This is a genomic window from Streptomyces sp. GbtcB6, assembly GCF_019091475.1.
GTDB lineage: Bacteria > Actinomycetota > Actinomycetes > Streptomycetales > Streptomycetaceae > Streptomyces > Streptomyces hyaluromycini.
The window spans coordinates 1-15601 of record NZ_JAGXJL010000034.1 but is presented as its reverse complement, the minus strand read 5'-3'; the positions used below and the strand labels follow the sequence as shown (position 1 = coordinate 15601).

General features: G+C 71.3%; 13 protein-coding genes. 6 read left to right on the top strand and 7 right to left on the bottom strand.

The window, feature by feature from the left end; genetic code table 11:
* The coding region (locus tag KVT45_RS39140) for a TetR/AcrR family transcriptional regulator (protein ID WP_217554078.1) at positions 1-476 on the top strand (476 nt) is incomplete at its 5' end.
* A gap of 10 nt (positions 477-486) precedes the next feature.
* Here KVT45_RS39140 and KVT45_RS39135 read toward each other — a convergent pair.
* Entirely contained in the window at positions 487-3762 is a 3276-nt protein-coding gene (locus KVT45_RS39135; protein WP_217554076.1) for a tetratricopeptide repeat protein, read from the bottom strand.
* Positions 3763-3882: 120 nt separating this feature from the next.
* Between KVT45_RS39135 and KVT45_RS39130 the strand changes: the two genes are divergently transcribed.
* Positions 3883-4509, top strand: coding sequence for a TetR/AcrR family transcriptional regulator (locus KVT45_RS39130; protein ID WP_254648010.1), 627 nt, complete (start codon positions 3883-3885; stop codon positions 4507-4509).
* A gap of 8 nt (positions 4510-4517) precedes the next feature.
* On the opposite strand, the gene KVT45_RS39125 is transcribed toward KVT45_RS39130, so the two are convergent.
* The 5 genes from KVT45_RS39125 to leuA form a co-directional block, all read right to left on the bottom strand.
* Positions 4518-5513, bottom strand: a complete 996-nt coding sequence (locus KVT45_RS39125) for a hypothetical protein (protein ID WP_217554074.1) — start codon at positions 5511-5513, stop codon at positions 4518-4520.
* The gene (locus KVT45_RS39120) at positions 5510-6043 is read right to left on the bottom strand and encodes a SigE family RNA polymerase sigma factor (RefSeq protein WP_217554073.1); all 534 of its coding nucleotides are present in this window, start codon (positions 6041-6043) and stop codon (positions 5510-5512) included. The genes KVT45_RS39125 and KVT45_RS39120 overlap by 4 nt, the downstream gene beginning before the upstream one ends.
* A gap of 70 nt (positions 6044-6113) precedes the next feature.
* Positions 6114-7292: an exo-alpha-sialidase gene (locus KVT45_RS39115; protein ID WP_217554072.1), complete on the bottom strand. Its 1179-nt coding sequence runs from the start codon at positions 7290-7292 to the stop codon at positions 6114-6116.
* 434 nt (positions 7293-7726) lie between these two features.
* Entirely contained in the window at positions 7727-8422 is a 696-nt protein-coding gene (locus KVT45_RS39110) for a TerB family tellurite resistance protein (protein WP_217554071.1), read from the bottom strand.
* Between the two features lie 186 nt (positions 8423-8608).
* The gene (gene leuA, locus KVT45_RS39105; protein ID WP_217554070.1) at positions 8609-10330 is read right to left on the bottom strand and encodes a 2-isopropylmalate synthase; all 1722 of its coding nucleotides are present in this window, start codon (positions 10328-10330) and stop codon (positions 8609-8611) included.
* Positions 10331-10650: 320 nt separating this feature from the next.
* Between leuA and KVT45_RS39100 the strand changes: the two genes are divergently transcribed.
* From KVT45_RS39100 to KVT45_RS39085, 4 genes are all read left to right on the top strand, one after another.
* On the top strand, positions 10651-11739 hold the full coding sequence (locus KVT45_RS39100; protein ID WP_217554069.1) for a M4 family metallopeptidase: 1089 nt from the start codon (positions 10651-10653) through the stop codon (positions 11737-11739).
* A 45-nt stretch (positions 11740-11784) separates the two neighbouring features.
* A complete protein-coding gene (locus KVT45_RS39095; protein WP_217554068.1) occupies positions 11785-12051 on the top strand; it encodes a protealysin inhibitor emfourin in 267 nt (88 codons plus the stop codon).
* A gap of 71 nt (positions 12052-12122) precedes the next feature.
* Positions 12123-13448, top strand: a complete 1326-nt coding sequence (locus tag KVT45_RS39090; protein WP_217554066.1) for a GH1 family beta-glucosidase — start codon at positions 12123-12125, stop codon at positions 13446-13448.
* The gene (locus KVT45_RS39085; protein ID WP_217554065.1) at positions 13445-14707 is read left to right on the top strand and encodes an MFS transporter; all 1263 of its coding nucleotides are present in this window, start codon (positions 13445-13447) and stop codon (positions 14705-14707) included. Before KVT45_RS39090 ends, KVT45_RS39085 begins: the two co-directional genes overlap by 4 nt.
* Before the next feature lie 110 nt (positions 14708-14817).
* On the opposite strand, the gene KVT45_RS39080 is transcribed toward KVT45_RS39085, so the two are convergent.
* Positions 14818-15435, bottom strand: a complete 618-nt coding sequence (locus tag KVT45_RS39080) for a dihydrofolate reductase family protein (RefSeq protein WP_217554064.1) — start codon at positions 15433-15435, stop codon at positions 14818-14820.
* Between the last annotated feature and the right edge of the window lie 166 nt (positions 15436-15601).

The window sequence follows — 15601 nt, the reverse complement described above, 5'->3', positions numbered from 1 at the left end:
CGGCCACCGCCTACCGCTACTTCTCCAGCCCCCAGGAGCTGATCCGGGAGACCCGCACCCTGCTGCGCGGCCCGGACGTCACCGCGGACCTGCCGGCCGATCCCGCCGGGCGCGTGGACGCGGTGGTCTCCCGGGTCGCCGACATGCAGCTGGCGAACGAGCCGGCGTGGCGGGCGATGCTCGGCGCGAGCCTGGAGCGGTACTTCCGGCAGAGCGACGGGCAGGAGGAGCCCTTCCCCACCCGCAGCCGCAACCGCCTCGACCTCTCCCGCACCGCCCTGGACCCCCTCGCCGCGACCCTCCCGCCGGCCGCACTGCGCCGGCTGACCATGGCGCTCACCCTGGTATACGGCGTGGAGGCACTGGTCTCGACCCGTGACGTCTGCGACCTGGAGCCCGCGGAGGCGAAGGACGTCATGCGCTGGGCGGCCCGGGCCCTGCTCGATGCCGCCCTGCGGGAGAGCACGGAGGGCTAGTGGCGCTTCGTCAGACTCCTTGGCCGCCGGCGCCTTGTCCCGATGAGGACGGCAGCGGGGCGGGTGCTGCGGCGTACTCCAGTCGCCGGCGCAACGGCCGCAGCAGCGCCGGGTCCACGGACAGTGTCCGCTGGAGGTCCGTCAGGTCCTGCAGTGCTTCGCGGACACGGGCGGGCTGTGGAGCACGGGCCAGGAAGCGCTCCGTCTCTTCCGCTGCTTTGTCCCACTCGGGGAGCGCGCAGTAGATCACCAGGAGACCGCCCATGGCGTCAGTGGCATCAGAGCCTTCGGTGGACACCTCCTCGGTGAGGATCGCTACAGCTTTGCGCCAGTGTTCGTGCTCCTGGGGGTTTCCGAGCAGTCGCAGAGTCACGGCAGCTTCGAAGTGCGCCCAGGCGTTGTCGGGGTCGAGTTCGACGGCGCGGTCGAAGTCGGCGACGGCGGCGTCGAAGTGCTCCAGGACGCGGTGGGTGACGCCTCGTTGGGCGAGGGCCCAGGCGTAGGTGCTGTTGAGTTCGACGGCGCGGTCGAGGTCGGCCAGGGCGTCCTCGTAGCGCCCCAGGGCATGGTGGGTCTGTCCACGGCTGCCGATGGCCCAGGCGTACGCGTCGTCGAGTCCGACGGCCCGGTCGAAGTCGGCGAGGGCGTCCTCGTAGCGCCCCAGGAGGCGGCGGGTCTCACCTCGTTCGGCGAGGGCCCACGCATGGTCGGGGTCGAGTTCGATGGCCCGGTCGAGGTCGGCCAGGGCGTCGTCGAAGTGCTCCATGACGCGGTGGGTCTCACCTCGTTGGGCGATGGCCCAGCTGTAGCTGTTGTCGAGTTCGACGGCGCGATCGAGGTCGGTCAGGGCGTCCTCGTAGCGCCCCAGGAGGCGGTGGGTCTCACCTCGTTGGGCGATGGCCCAGGCGTAACTGTTGTCGAGTTCGACAGCACGGTCGAGGTCGGTCAGGGCCTCCTCGTAGCGCCCCAGGGCATGGTGGGTCTGTCCACGGCTGCCGATGGTCCAGGCGTCGTTGGGGTCGAGTCCGACGGCGCGGTCGAAGTCGGCGAGGGCCTCGTCCTGGCGGCCTGCGAGGCGGTGGGTCTCACCTCGTTGGGCGAGGGCCAACGCGTAGGTGCTGTTGATTTCGATGGCGCGGTCGAAGTCGGCGACGGCGTCGTCGTAGCGCCCCATGACGCGGTGGGTTATCCCTCGTTGGACTGTGGTCCAGGCGTCGTTGGGGTCGAGTCCGACGGCACGGTCGAAGTCGGCGACGGCGTCGTCGTAGCGCTCCATGGCGCGGTGGGTGATGCCGCGTTGGGTGATGGTCCAGTCGTCGTCCGGAGCGAGTTCGACGGCGCGGTCGAGGTCGGCGAGGGCGTCGTCGTAGTGCTCCAGGGCGCGGTGGGTGATGCCGCGGTCCGCGAAGTACTCGCCGTCGTCGGGGTTGAGTTCGATGGCGCGGTCGAGGTCGGCCAGCGCGTCGTCGTAGCGGCTCAGCAAAACGTGGGTGCGACCGCGTCCGTAGTGGGCGCGATCGAGAAGAGGATCCAGCGCGAGGGCCGCGGCGTAGTCGGTCAGGGCCTGCTGGTAGTTGTTGGCCGTACGGTGTTCACGGCCGCGCAGACAGCGGATGAGCGCCTGGTCCGCGGTGGCCAGCTGCGGAGCGGTCAGCAGTTGGGTCAGGGCGGTGACGAGGAGGGTGGTGTCGTCGGCGTCCGGTGCCGGAGGTGTCAGCGATCGCGACCAGGTGGTCAAGGCGGTGGTGTCGCTGTCGGTTCCGGCCTGGGCGAGGATCTGGCTCCAGCGGCGCAAAACGGCAGCTCCCTGGTCGCAGGCGTGTATCACCTGTCCCAGTGCGTCGGGCAGAGCCTGGCGGGGGTCGGCGCAGAGGCGGTGGTACGTCTCGTTCAGCCGGTGTTCGCGCCAGGCGCCATCGGCCCAGTGCTGGTCGGTGGTGAGAGCTTCTTCCAGGATGCGGGCGCGTTGCCGGTGGGTGTCCGCGAGCAACGTGTGCTGCTGCTGCCAATGGGCGGGGGATTGGGTGCGCTGCAGGCGGAGCATGGGGGTGCGGACAACATCGTGGTAGCGGCATCGGCCGGCCTCCCCGGTGACGAAGGGCAGGCCGCGCAGCCAGGCGTACTCGTCTGCCGCCGTCTCGGGCGCAACGGTCCGGAAGAGATCCTCGTCCAGTTGCAGAGGCAGCGCGCAGGCCAAGGCGGTGGTGCGCCGGTGAGGGTGGGTTTCCCATTTCAGGAAGCGTTCGACGGCGGTGTCGGAGGGGTCGCCTATCTCTCCGGTGTTGTGCGGGCGGGTCTGGGCGAGCAGGTCGACCAGCACCGGGAGCCGGCCGGTCAGCTGCAGGACGACCTCGATGACGTCCGGATCGGTGACACCGCGGGCGGCAAGGAGCCTGCGGGCCTCTTCTTCGGTGAACACCTCCAGAGGTACCTCGGCCACCAGCTCCAGATGATCGCCCCAGCATCGTGTGTCGAGCCGTCCCTGCCCGGACAGCACGGCCACCAGATTGACTGGGAGTTCTCCGTATTCCTCGCCGGTCAGGACGTCGCGCAACCAGGTGTTCAGGACCGGGCCGGTCTGCTCGAACACGTCGAAGAACAGCACCATCCAGTCATGCCGCTCGGCCGCCTCGGCCAGGTCCTGCAGGAACACCGGTGTCAGCATCTGCACCGGAGAGAGCACGAGCTGGACGTCGTCGTGGTTGCGCAGCCGGGCGCTGAGCGCGGCACGCAGTCGGTCGGTGCTCTGGGCCAACTGCTGCGGATCCATCGCTCCTGCCACCGCCCCCAGGCCCGGCACCAGGCCCAGGCCGGCCAGACCGGCCTGGGCCATCACCATGCTGGACACCGACGCGGGGGGCGACTGTCCTGTCTCCGCCGCGCTGCCCGCCGCCTCGGGCCCGGCAGCGCCGATCTGGAGCGCCTCGGCCTCATGACGGCGTTGACGGTAGACGGCCAGCAGCTTCTCGAACCGCTTCAGGACTACCTGCTGACGCCCCAGCTGGGTACTGATCGTCTCCATCGCCTCGATGACGCTGTGCACGTCGTCGTCGAGATACGCGGTCACCGCCTGCCGTTCCCGGGCGACGGTCTCCCACTGTCGGACCAGCGACGTCTTGCCGACCCCGGCCTGGCCGTGCACGTGGAAGATGTACTGAAAGGCATCGCCGGCCGGATCGCGATTCAGGTTCTCCCGGAACACACTCAGCTCGCCGCGCCGCCCGATGAAACCGCTCCGGCGGCGGCGCCGGTTGAGCTCCTGCCGCGATGGTTTGCTCCCCGCCACCCGAATCCCCCCTTGGCTCCTGAACATGATGCGCCCTCACCTCGTGGCGCAGGTAGCCTCTGTCGACCGGCTCGAGCGGGGTCCGGTGCGTGCAGCCGCAGGGCGGCGGAGGCCGAGCCGATGAGCTTCCCCCACGCTCGCATGCGCTCGCACGGGGAACCCCCGATACGGCGGGGACGCGGGCGGCGGCCCGCGGACGAGGTGCGGGCCGATGTGCTCACCGCCGCCGGGGTCCTGCTCCTGCGGGACGGTATGGCGGCCTTCACCATCGAGCGGGTCGCCCAGGAGGCCGGGGTCAGCAAGACGACCATCCACAAGTGGTGGTCCTCGCGCGGCACGCTCGCGCTCGACGGGTACTTCCACGCCGTCGAGTCCACCCTCGCCTTCCCCGACACCGGCGACATCGGGGCCGACCTGACGGCCCAGCTCCGCGCCTTCGTCCGGCTGCTCACCGGGACGCCGGCCGGCCGGGTCATCGCCGGGCTCGTCGGCCAGGCCCAGACCGACCCCGACCTGTCCGCCGCCCTGCGGCAGCGCTACTCCGATCCCCGGCGCGAGCTGGCCGTGGCGGCGATGCGGCGGGCCCAGGACCGCGGCCGGCTGCGCGCCGACGCCGACCCCCAGACCCTGGTCGACCAGCTCTGGGGGGCCTGCTACCACCGCCTGCTGCTGCCCGGCGAACCCCTCACCGAGCACTTCGCGGACCGGCTGGTCGCCAACCTGCTGCACGGGGTCGGCACCGGCTGAGCCGTCGGCTACGGCAGGGTCTTCTCGTAGGACGCGTCCCGGTCGGAGTCGTAGACGAGCTTGCCCGTCGCGTCGTAGCCCTTCAGGTGCGGGGCCGCGGTGACCTGCTTGGTCAGGGTGCCGGTGGCGACGAACCAGCCGTGGTCGAGGACCACCTCGCCCGCGCCGCCGCCGTAGGAGACCGTCATCGTGGCCACCGAGGCACGGTAGCCGCCGATGATCCCCCATCGGAACGGCAGCTTCCAGTTGCCCTTGTCGATGACCGACTGCTGGTACAGCTTGCCGCTGTTGATGTCCGGGACCACCGGCGTCGCCGCGCCGCCGAATGGGTCGCCGGTGCTGGTGTTCAGACCGGAGGCCGCGCCGTCCTTGACGGTGCAGATGAGCCGGGTCGGCACCGGCTTCTCCCGCACCGCGACCACGAAGTAGCCGTCGCCGGGGGCGTTGGAGTCGCCGGTGCTCCGCATCGCCAGGATGATCCGGTAGTCGGCGGGGCTGCCCAGGTCGGTGTAGGTCGGGTCCTTGGGGAGGCGGTGCGCCTTGTTGTAGTCGAGGCACTTGCCGAGTCCCTCGGCGGCATGCCCGAAGGTGATCCCGTCCAGCAGCTGCTGCGCGGACGCCGGGTGCGCCGGCTCCGTCGGGGTGGCCGACGGAGCCGGGGGCGACACGGTGGCCGACGCGGTGGGCGACGCGGTGCCCGACGCGGTGGCCGACAGGGTCGGTGCCGGGCGCTCGCTGGCCAGCACGGTGGGGCTGGGCCCGGCCGGGCTCGTCGTGGTGGCGCCGCCGCCCAGCGCGTACGCGCCGACCGGTACCGCCGCCAGGGCCGCCAGCGCCGCCCCGCCCACGGCCAGGCGCCGCCGCCGCTCCAGCACGCCCCGCCGGCGGATCTCCGGGTACGGCACCGGTGACGGCCGGACCAGTGCCGCGTCCCCCGCCAGCAGCGCCCGCACCCGGGCCTCGAACTCCGGCTCGGCCGCCCCGCCCTGCTTCTCGCCGCTCACCTGCTGCCTCCCTGCACGGGTGCCGCGTGGCTCATGGCCTGCGCGAGCCCCGGAAACGTACGCAACTTCGCCAGGCCCTTGGACGCCTGGCTCTTCACCGTGCCCGGGGAGCAGCCGAGCACCTCGGCCACCTCGCCCTCGGACAGGTCCTCCCAGTACCGCAGCACCACCACCGCGCGCTGCCTCGGCGGCAGCCCGGCCAGGGCCGCGAGCAGCGTGCCGCGCTCGTCGGCCCGGGACACGGCGTCGTCGTGCCCCGCGCGCTCCGGCGGCGCGGCGGTCAGCGACTCGGTGACCCGGCGCTTGCGGAACCGGTCACTGTTGCAGCTGACCAGCATGCGGCGGACGTACGCCTCCGGATGGTCGGTCCGGGAGACGCGCCGCCAGGACCGGTAGGCCTTCGCCAGCGCGGTCTGCGTCAGGTCCTCCGCGTGGTGCGGGTCACCGGTGAGCAGATAGGCGGTCCGCACCAGATGCGACCACCGTGCTCTGACGAATTCCTGGAACTGGGCCTCTAGTTCGGCCTGCATCAGCCACCCCCTCGCCCTCCAGACCACCGATCCCCCGGATTCGGTTGCCCGGCGGGCGGCGGCGGTCCGCTCAGGGGGCGGTGACGCGACGGAACTCGATCGTGTCGTACGCCGTCCTCGTGCCCGTCTCGTACAGCACGCCCACCGTGCTCCTGTCCACCTGGACCAGGTCGGAGTAGGCGGCCATCCGGGCGGACAGGGTGCGGAACCTGCCGAAGGTGATGCCCTGGTCCGTGCTGGTCCACAGGGCCATGGCCTTGCGGGCCGTCGGGACCGAGGGGGCCGAGAAGAGCAACGGGGCTTCGGCGCCCTGCAGTTGGAGGACCGAGCCCTCGACCACGGGGACCCTGGCGAGGGTCGGCTGGACGGTGTAGGTGGCGTCCAGGGTCTCGCCGCCGTCGCTCGACCAGGCCTCCAGGCGGTTGCCGGGGCTCAGGCCGTTCTGGTCGCGGGCGTTGAAGTAGAGGCGGCCGTCGGGGAGTTGGGCGGCGGTGGTCTCGTTGGCGTTGTCGTTGCCGGTGTAGGAGTCGTCGACGAAGCCGAGGTGCCAGCTGAGGCCGCCGTCGTCGCTGTAGATCGCGTGACCGCCGTAGTACCTGGCCTCCCGGCCGGTGTCGGCGGAGCCGGCGCGCGGGGCGGCGGAGTGGTCGCAGGCGACGACCAGGCGGCCGCGGTGCGGTCCCCGGGTGAGCGCGACGGCGTGCCCGGGGCCGGTGGCGTACCAGCGCCAGCCGGAAGGTTTCACCTGGGCGGTGATCTCGTGCGGGCGGGTGAAGTGGCGTCCGTCGTCGCGGCTGCGCTGCACGTACACCCGACGGCTCTGCGCCTCGGTGACCTGGCCGCGCATGATCTGCGCCTCGCTCACCGAGCCGTCGTTGTAGGAGGTCACCAGGACGACCTCGCCGCTCCTCGGGTCCACCACCGGCGCCGGGTTGCCGCGGGTGTCCCCGTCGCCGTCGGCGACCACCTGGAGCGGGCTCCAGGTGCAGCCGCCGTCGGCGGAACGTCTCAGCACGACGTCGATGTCACCGCTGTCCCCGGCGGTGGCGTGCCGGCCCTCGGCGAAGGCGAGCAGGGTGCCGCGCGCGGTGCGGACGACGGCCGGGATGCGGTACTGGGCGTAGCCGCCCTCGCCGGAGACATACGGCACGGAGGACTCGCAGCCGGCCGCCGCCCAGGCCCTGGGCTCGACCGCGAACGCCCCGAGCAGCAGGGCGGCGGCGAGGGAGATCCGGCTCGCACGGGTCACAGGAGACAGATGGCTCACCCTCCATGGTTCTCCCGCTCGCCATCACCGCACTCCCACAACAGCCAAACGGGTCAAACGGTTTGTCGTGCCGTCAGATACGGCGGCCCGGGCGCCGGACCGGAAGGGCGGCGTGCGGCCGCCGCGCGTCGCCGGCGGACAGGCACGGCGGGAGCCGGACTCGGCGGCCGTGGGCGCCGTGGCGGCCGGGCGGCAGGGAACCGGGGACGAGGCGGCGCGGAACCGGGGAGCGGGTGGGCACGGAACCGGGGAGCGGGTGGGCACGGACCGGGGAACGAGCGGCACGGAACCGAGGAGCGGGCGGCCGGCGGGCGCTGCGCGTGCTGCCGCCGGGCGCTCCACGTGCCGCCGGCGGCGGTGACGGCGCAGCCGGGTCGCCGCGGCCACCGCCCCCGCCGCGGCCCGGGGGCCGGCGCTCAGGACGGCAGGCGGGCCGCCGCCAGCAGGCGGGTCACGTCGGTGGCGCAGATGGTCAGGGCCGCGCCGACCGTGCCGAGGACCTCGCGTTCGGCGTTGGTGTAGGGGCCGTCGGCGAGTGCGATGCGGGCGGCCTGGAGGAGCAGGGACTCGCGGCCCGCGGGGGCGAGGTGCGGGGCCAGCGGGTCGAGGGCCTCGTGCAGCTCTATCGCCAGGCTCGCACGGTACGGCTGCTCGAAGACCCGTCCGGTGTCGGCGACGAGGGCCTCCACCAGCGCGCCCAGCTGTTCCTCCGTGGCCTCCTCGAAGCCGGCCGCGCGGACCGCGCCCGCCGCCGCCTCCAGGGACGCACGGGAACAGGTGCCGCCCGCGGCGAGGACGGCGAGGGCGACGGTGTGCACGGCGTCGCGGAGCATCGCCGAGAAGCGGGAGGTGGTGGGGTGGTCGAGGACGTCGGTGCCGTAGTGGTGGCGGCAGGCGGCGCACTCCACGACCGGCCCGGTGGTGCCGCGCGGCAGCACGGGCACGCCGAGCAGGGTGAAGCGGCGACGGCCGGTGAGCCGCTGGTAGTTGCGGTCACCGCCGCAGCCGGGGCAGTAGAACTCCCCGTCGCCGACGGGTGTCCATGCGGTGCGGGTGCCCAGGATGCGGGCAGGCCTGGTGGTTCGGCCGTCTCGTCCCCGTACTGGCAGCACGTCGCACCTCCGTAACCCCGTGGCAACATCGCCACCGCTGGCGTGATGTTAGCCACATGGAGGAGCCGGAGTCAGTACCCCGTACGAGACCTGTCCGTGACCTGCACATCGAGTTGGCCGGGAAACGACCCGGCCCTGACCGCCGTATGAGGCGGTCAGGGCCGTGAAGTCGCTGGTCAGAAGGGGTCAGCGGGCGGCGCGGTTCACCGCGGAGACGACCGCCTTCAGCGATGCACGCGTCGTGTTCGCATCGATGCCGATACCCCACAGGATCTTGCCGTCGATCGCGCATTCGATGTAGGAGGCGGCCTGCGCGGAGGCGCCCTCGCTCATCGTGTGCTCCTGGTAGTCCAGGAGACGTACGTCGATGCCCAGGCCCTGCAGGGCGTCGAAGAACGCGGAGATCGGGCCGTTGCCGGAGCCGGTCAGCACGGTGTCCTCGCCGTCGACGACGGCCTCGACGGTGAGGGTGTCCACGCCGTCGGTGTCGGTGGTCGACTGCCCGGTGCGGACCTGGAGACGGCCCCAGGGGTTCTCCGGGTTCGGCAGGTACTCGTCCTGGAAGACCGCCCAGATGTCGGCGCCGGTGACCTCGCCGCCCTCGGCGTCCGTCTTCGCCTGGATGATCTTCGAGAACTCGATCTGCATCCGGCGCGGCAGGTCCAGCTTGTGGTCGTTCTTCAGGACGTAGGCGATACCGCCCTTGCCGGACTGCGAGTTGACGCGGATGACGGCCTCGTAGGAGCGGCCGACGTCCTTCGGGTCGATGGGCAGGTACGGCACCGCCCACTCGATGTCGTCGACGGTGACGCCCTTCGCGGCCGCGTCGGCCTCCATGGCGTCGAAGCCCTTCTTGATGGCGTCCTGGTGGGAGCCGGAGAAGGACGTGTAGACCAGGTCGCCCACGTACGGGTGGCGCGGGTGGACCTCCATCTGGTTGCAGTACTCCCACACGCGACGGATCTCGTCGATGTCGGAGAAGTCGATCTGCGGGTCGACGCCCTGCGAGAACAGGTTCATGCCCAGGGTGACCAGGTCGACGTTGCCGGTGCGCTCGCCCTGCCCGAACAGGCAGCCCTCGACGCGGTCGGCGCCGGCCATCACCGCCAGTTCGGCGGCGGCCACGGCGGTACCGCGGTCGTTGTGCGGGTGGACGGAGATGCAGACGTGCTCGCGGCGGGAGAGGTTGCGGTGCATCCACTCGAAGCGGTCGGCGTGCGTGGACGGGGTCGAACGCTCCACCGTGGCGGGCAGGTTGAGGATGATCTCGCGGCCCGGGCCCGGCTGGTAGACGTCCATGACCGCCTCGCAGACCTCCAGCGCGAAGTCCAGCTCGGTGTCGGTGAAGATCTCCGGCGAGTACTGGTAGCCGAACTCCGTCTCCGGGCCCAGCAGTTTCTCGGCGTACTCCATCACCAGGCGGGTGCCGTCGACGGCGATCTGCTTGATGTCGTCCTTGGAGCCGCGGAAGACGACCCGGCGGAAGACCGGGGCGGTCGCGTTGTACAGGTGGACGGTGGCCCGCCGGGCGCCCTTCAGCGACTCCACCGTCCGCTCGATCAGGTCCTCGCGGGCCTGGGTCAGCACGGAGATGGTGACGTCGTCCGGGATCGCGCCCTCTTCCTCGATGATCGAGCGCACGAAGTCGAAGTCGGTCTGGCCGGAGGCCGGGAAGCCGACCTCGATCTCCTTGTAGCCCATCTTGACCAGCTGGTCGAACATCCGGCGCTTGCGCTCGGGCGACATCGGGTCGATCAGGGACTGGTTGCCGTCGCGCAGGTCGGTGGAGAGCCAGCGGGGAGCGGCGGTGATCCGGTTGTCCGGCCAGGTGCGGTCCGGGATGTCGACCTGCTCGTAGCGGCCGTACTTGTGGATCGGCATGGTGCTGGGCTGCTGGCGGTTCGCCATGATTGCGGGGCTCCTAGTGGGTGTCCGGAAGGACGGCCGACGACGCAACGCGAAGCTCCGCGGGGAGGGAGTCGACCTGGACTACAGGCCCTCGCCGCGGCAGCTAAGAAGAAGCAGCCCGAAACGCATGATGCTCCGCATGCTAGCCGAGCCCCTTCGGACGCGGGGCGCCGTATCAGTATGCGGGACCGGCGGAACAAACTGGACAAAAAGTGCGCCATACCACTCCCCCTCACGGAGAGTGGCCAATTGTCACGGTATTTCACTAATCATGGTTGCGGGTAGTGACAGGCGAGTGACTCAATGCGAGGGTGCGGTGCATGACGACCAACGGGGGCTCTGAGCCCGTCATCAACCGCACGCCCGTCTTCTGCGGGATCGTGCCGCCGCACATCCTCGACCACCTCGCCCAGCACGAGGACCAGGCGCTCGCCGACTCCGCGCTGCGCACCCTGCAGCACGACTCCGCGGCCCGCACCCGCCGCCGCGTGACCGCGGTCCGCACCACGGCCGCCGCCGTCGCCGCCCCGGCGGCCCCCGACACCGCTCCGCACCGCACGATCTACGACGCCGAGCACGGCACCGGGCTGCCCGGCACCGAGGTCCGCGCGGAAGGCAGCGAGCCCGGCCAGGACGCCGCCGTCAACCGCGCCTACGCCGGCCTCGGCGCCACCTTCGAGCTGTACCTGAAGGCGTACGAGCGCAACTCCATCGACGGCGACGGACTGCCGCTGAACGCGAGCGTCCACTACGACGTCAACTACGACAACGCCTTCTGGAACGGCGACCAGATGGTGTTCGGCGACGGCGACGGCGAGATCTTCGTCGACTTCACCAGCTCCGTCGACGTCATCGGCCACGAGCTCACGCACGGCGTCACCCAGTACACCGCCAACCTGGAGTACTACGGCCAGTCCGGCGCCCTCAACGAGTCGGTCTCCGACGTCTTCGGCTCGCTCATCAAGCAGTACTCCCTCGGCCAGAGTGCCGACCAGGCCGACTGGCTGATCGGCGAGGGCCTGCTCGCCCCGGGCGTGCACGGGGTGGCGCTGCGCTCGATGAAGGCCCCGGGCACGGCGTACGACGACCCGCGGCTCGGCAAGGACCCGCAGCCGGCGACCATGCAGCACTACGTGAAGACCAACCGGGACAACGGCGGCGTGCACATCAACTCCGGCATCCCCAACCACGCCTTCTACCTGCTCGCCACCGCCCTCGGCGGCAACGCCTGGGAGCGGGCCGGGCAGATCTGGTACGACGTCCTCACCGGCGGCGAACTGCAGTCGGACGCCACGTTCGCGGACTTCGCGAAGCTCACGGTCGCCGCGGCCAAGGCCCGCTACCAGACGGGCGAGGAGAGCGAGGCGGCCCTCAAGGCCTGGGCCCAGGTGGGGGTGCTGGCCGCCTGACCGTTCGGGGTGCACACCGCCCGATTCCGTACTACACAGGGACCCATGCGTATTCAGGTGAGGCGCACGGGCGGATTCGCGGGCATCGAGCGCCGGGCCGAGGTGGACACCTCGGGCCGGCCCGACGCCGCCGAGTGGGAGGCCCTGGCCGAGCGCGCGCTCGCGGACGGCCAGAGCACGCCGCCGCCCGGGGTGCCGGACGGGTTCGCGTACGAGATCACGGTGGACGGACGGACGGTGTACGCGGCCGACCCGCGGCTGTCCGAGGACCAACGCGAACTGATCTCACGAGTGTTGAAGGAAGGGGCGTGACCAGGTCCCGTAACGGGTAGTTCACGCCCGGGCGTTGACTTACGTTACCGGGGGTAAGGATGATCCCGGCCATGGCGACAGACGCGGTCCATCCGATCCCCCGGTTCCCCGACGGCTTCCTCTGGGGCGTCTCGACCTCGGCTCATCAGATCGAGGGCGCGGCCGACCTGCGGGAGCCGTCCGTGTGGGACGTGTTCGAGGCGGAGCCGGGCCGGATCAAGGACGGCTCGACGGCGGCGGTGGCCTGCGACCACTACCACCGCCACCGCGAGGACGTGGCGCTCCTGGCCGGCCTCGGCGTGGACGCGTACCGCTTCTCGATCTCCTGGCCGCGGGTGCGCTCGGCGGGCGGCCTGGACTTCTACGACCGCCTGGTGGACGAGCTGTGCGCGGCGGGCATACGGCCGGTCCCGACCCTCTTCCACTGGGACCTGCCGGTCGCTCTGCAAGAGAAGGGCGGCTGGCTGGACCGGGACACGGCGGCGCACTTCGCCGAGTACGTCTCGACGGTCGCGGACCGGCTGGGCGACCGGGTCAAGAAGTGGATCACCCTCAACGAGCCCGCCGAACAGACCCTGTTCGGATACGCCCTGGGCGCCCACGCCCCCGGCAAGCAGCTGATGTTCGACGCGCTCCCGGTCGCCCACCACCAGCTCCTCGCGCACGGTCTGGCGGTACGGGCGCTGCGCGCGGCCGGCGCCGCCGACATCGGCATCGCCAACTCCCACGGCCCGACCTGGCCGGCCTCGGAGGAACCCGCCGATCTGGAGGCGGCCGCCTTCTACGACCTCCTCCTCAACCGCCTGTTCGCCGAGCCGCTCCTCCTCGGCGAGTACCCGGACGGCATGGGCGACCTGATGCCCGGGGACGTCGCCGCCGACCTGAAGGTGATCGCCGAGCCGCTCGACTGGTACGGCGTGAACTACTACGCCCCGACGAAGGTCGGCGCCCCGCAGGGCACCGAGATCGAGTTCGGCGGGCTCACCCTCCCCGCCGAACTCCCCTTCTCCGTCCAGGACATCGCGGACGTCCCGGTGACCGACTTCGGCTGGCCGGTCGTCCCTCAGGGCCTCACGGAACTCCTCACCGGCTTCCGGGACCGCTACGGCGACCGGCTCCCGCCGGTCGTCATCACCGAGAACGGCTGCTCGTACGAGGGCGTCGACGACCAGGACCGCATCGCCTACCTGGACGGCCACATCCGGGCGCTGCACAGGGCGGTGGAGGCCGGGGTGGACGTGCGCGGCTACTTCGTCTGGTCGCTCCTCGACAACTTCGAGTGGGCGGAGGGGTACGAGCGCCGCTTCGGCCTGGTCCACGTCGACTACGCGACGCAAGTACGGACGCCGAAGTCGTCGTACGCCTGGTACCGGGACGTCCTGCGGGCACAGAGATGACGACCACCCGGGAACCGGCTGAGCCGGGCGCCCTGGCGGAGCCGGTCGAGAGGGTCGGACGGGGCTGGACCTCCGCGCTCTCCCTCGCCAACGGGGCGATCTGGGTGGGCTGGTACGGCCCGCTGCAGATCCTGCTCGCCTCCCAGGCCAAGGACTTCGCGCCCGGCTCCGGGATGTCCAAGGAGACGATGCTGGCCTGGGTGACCGGTGTCGGCGCGGTGGTGTCGCTGGCGGCCAACCCGGTCTTCGGCGCGCTGTCGGACCGTACGACGTCCCGCTGGGGCCGCCGTACGCCGTGGATCGTCGCCGGTACGGCGGGCGGGGCACTGTCCCTGCTGCTGCTCGCGGGCGCCGGCGGCATGTGGACGATGATGCTGGGCTGGTGCCTGGTCCAGCTGACCCTGAACGCGGCCTTCGCGGCGGTCACGGCGGCGGTGCCGGACCGGGTGCCGAGACTCCAGCGGGGCTCGGTGGGCGGCTGGCTGGGGGCCGCGCAGATCCTCGGCGTGGTCGGCGGCACCGGACTGGCGACGGCCGCCGGGGGCATCGGGGCGGGCTATGTGGCGTGCGCGGTGTTCACGGCGCTGGGCGTCCTGCCGTACGTGCTGCGCCACCCCGACCTGCGGCTGACGGCAGGGGACCGGCCGCCCTGGTCCTGGCGGGCCTTCCTCGCGGGCTTCTGGCTGAGCCCACGCCGCTATCCGGACCTGGGCTGGGCCTGGCTGACCCGCTTCCTGATCAACCTCAGCAACTCCCTGGTCCTGCTGTACCTGCTCTACTACCTCCGCGACCGCCTGCACTACTCCGACCCCGACCAGGGGGTGCTGATCCTGACCGCCGTCAACGGGCTGACGCTGATGGCGACGGTCGTGGTCGGCGGGGTCTGGTCGGACCGGGTGGGCCGCCGCAAGCCGTTCGTGATCTGGTCGGGGATGCTGATGGCGGTGGCCACGGCACTGCTGTCGGTGTGGCAGACCTGGCCGGGGGCGCTCGTGGCCTCGGCGGTGCTGGGCATCGGCTTCGGGGTGTTCACCTCCGTGGACTTCGCGCTGATGACCGACGTCCTGCCGACGGCGGTGGACCGGGGCAAGGACCTCGGCGTCATCAACGTGGCCAACGCCCTGCCGCAGGTCGCGGCGCCCGCCCTCGCCGCACCGATCGTCACCTACCTCGGCGGCTACCGGGTCCTGTACCTGGCGGCGGCGGTGATCGGGCTGGCGGGGGCGTGGCTGGTGCGGCGGATACGGGGGGTCGACTAGGTCGTGTGATGAGCAGTGGTCAGTGCTGGAGTCGTTGCTGCCTGCGACGGGTGTGAGTCGCAGGTCGCCCGGTCGGCGGCGACTGGTGGACGGTGGGCAGGCGGTCTCACTCAGCGGCGCACCTTGAACTTCAGGTGCAGCACGCGGTCGCCCTGGACGACCACGTGGGGATCCTCCAGCAGCAGCTGCTCATCGATGCTGCCGAAGAAGCGCTTGCCCGACCCGAACACCACCGGAGCCACGTCCATCGCCACCTCGTCCACGAGGCCGGCCGCGAGGATCTGGCCGCCCACTTCGCCGGCGCTCACAGCGACGACTCGATCTCCGGCGAGCTCCTGGGCCTTCTCGATCGCGGCCTCCACACCATCGACGAAGTGGTACGACGCCTCGGGGTGCCAGCCCTCGGGCTTGGACCGGTGGGAAACCACGACCACGTGGTCGCCCGCGGGTGGCCGGCCCTCCCAGCCGTTCACCAGGTCGAACAGGTGGCGGCCCATCACGATCGTGCCGATCGCCTCCCACATCGGCCGGACGTACTCCGCCGATGCACGCGAGACCTTGAAGCCACCTCCGCCTTCGGAGTGGTCGTACTCCTGGTCCTGGTCGCCGCTTTCAACGAGCGGGACGTCCCCGCTGAAGTACCACTCGTGGAGCGGCCCGACGTCGTCGTTCTTGTCGGCGATGTAGCCGTCCACCGACACCACATTGTGCATGATCACTGTGCCCACGGGGTTCTCCTCAAGTCTGCTTCAGTGGTCGCCTCCGATCGTGGAGCCCCCCGGGGCGGCCGCGCTTGTAGGAAATCAATCAGCGGGCATCGGACCCTGGTCCGGCGGGAACTCCTGCTCGGCAGGGATCCGGCGCCGCAGAGCCAGGTATTCCGTCGGGGTGTGG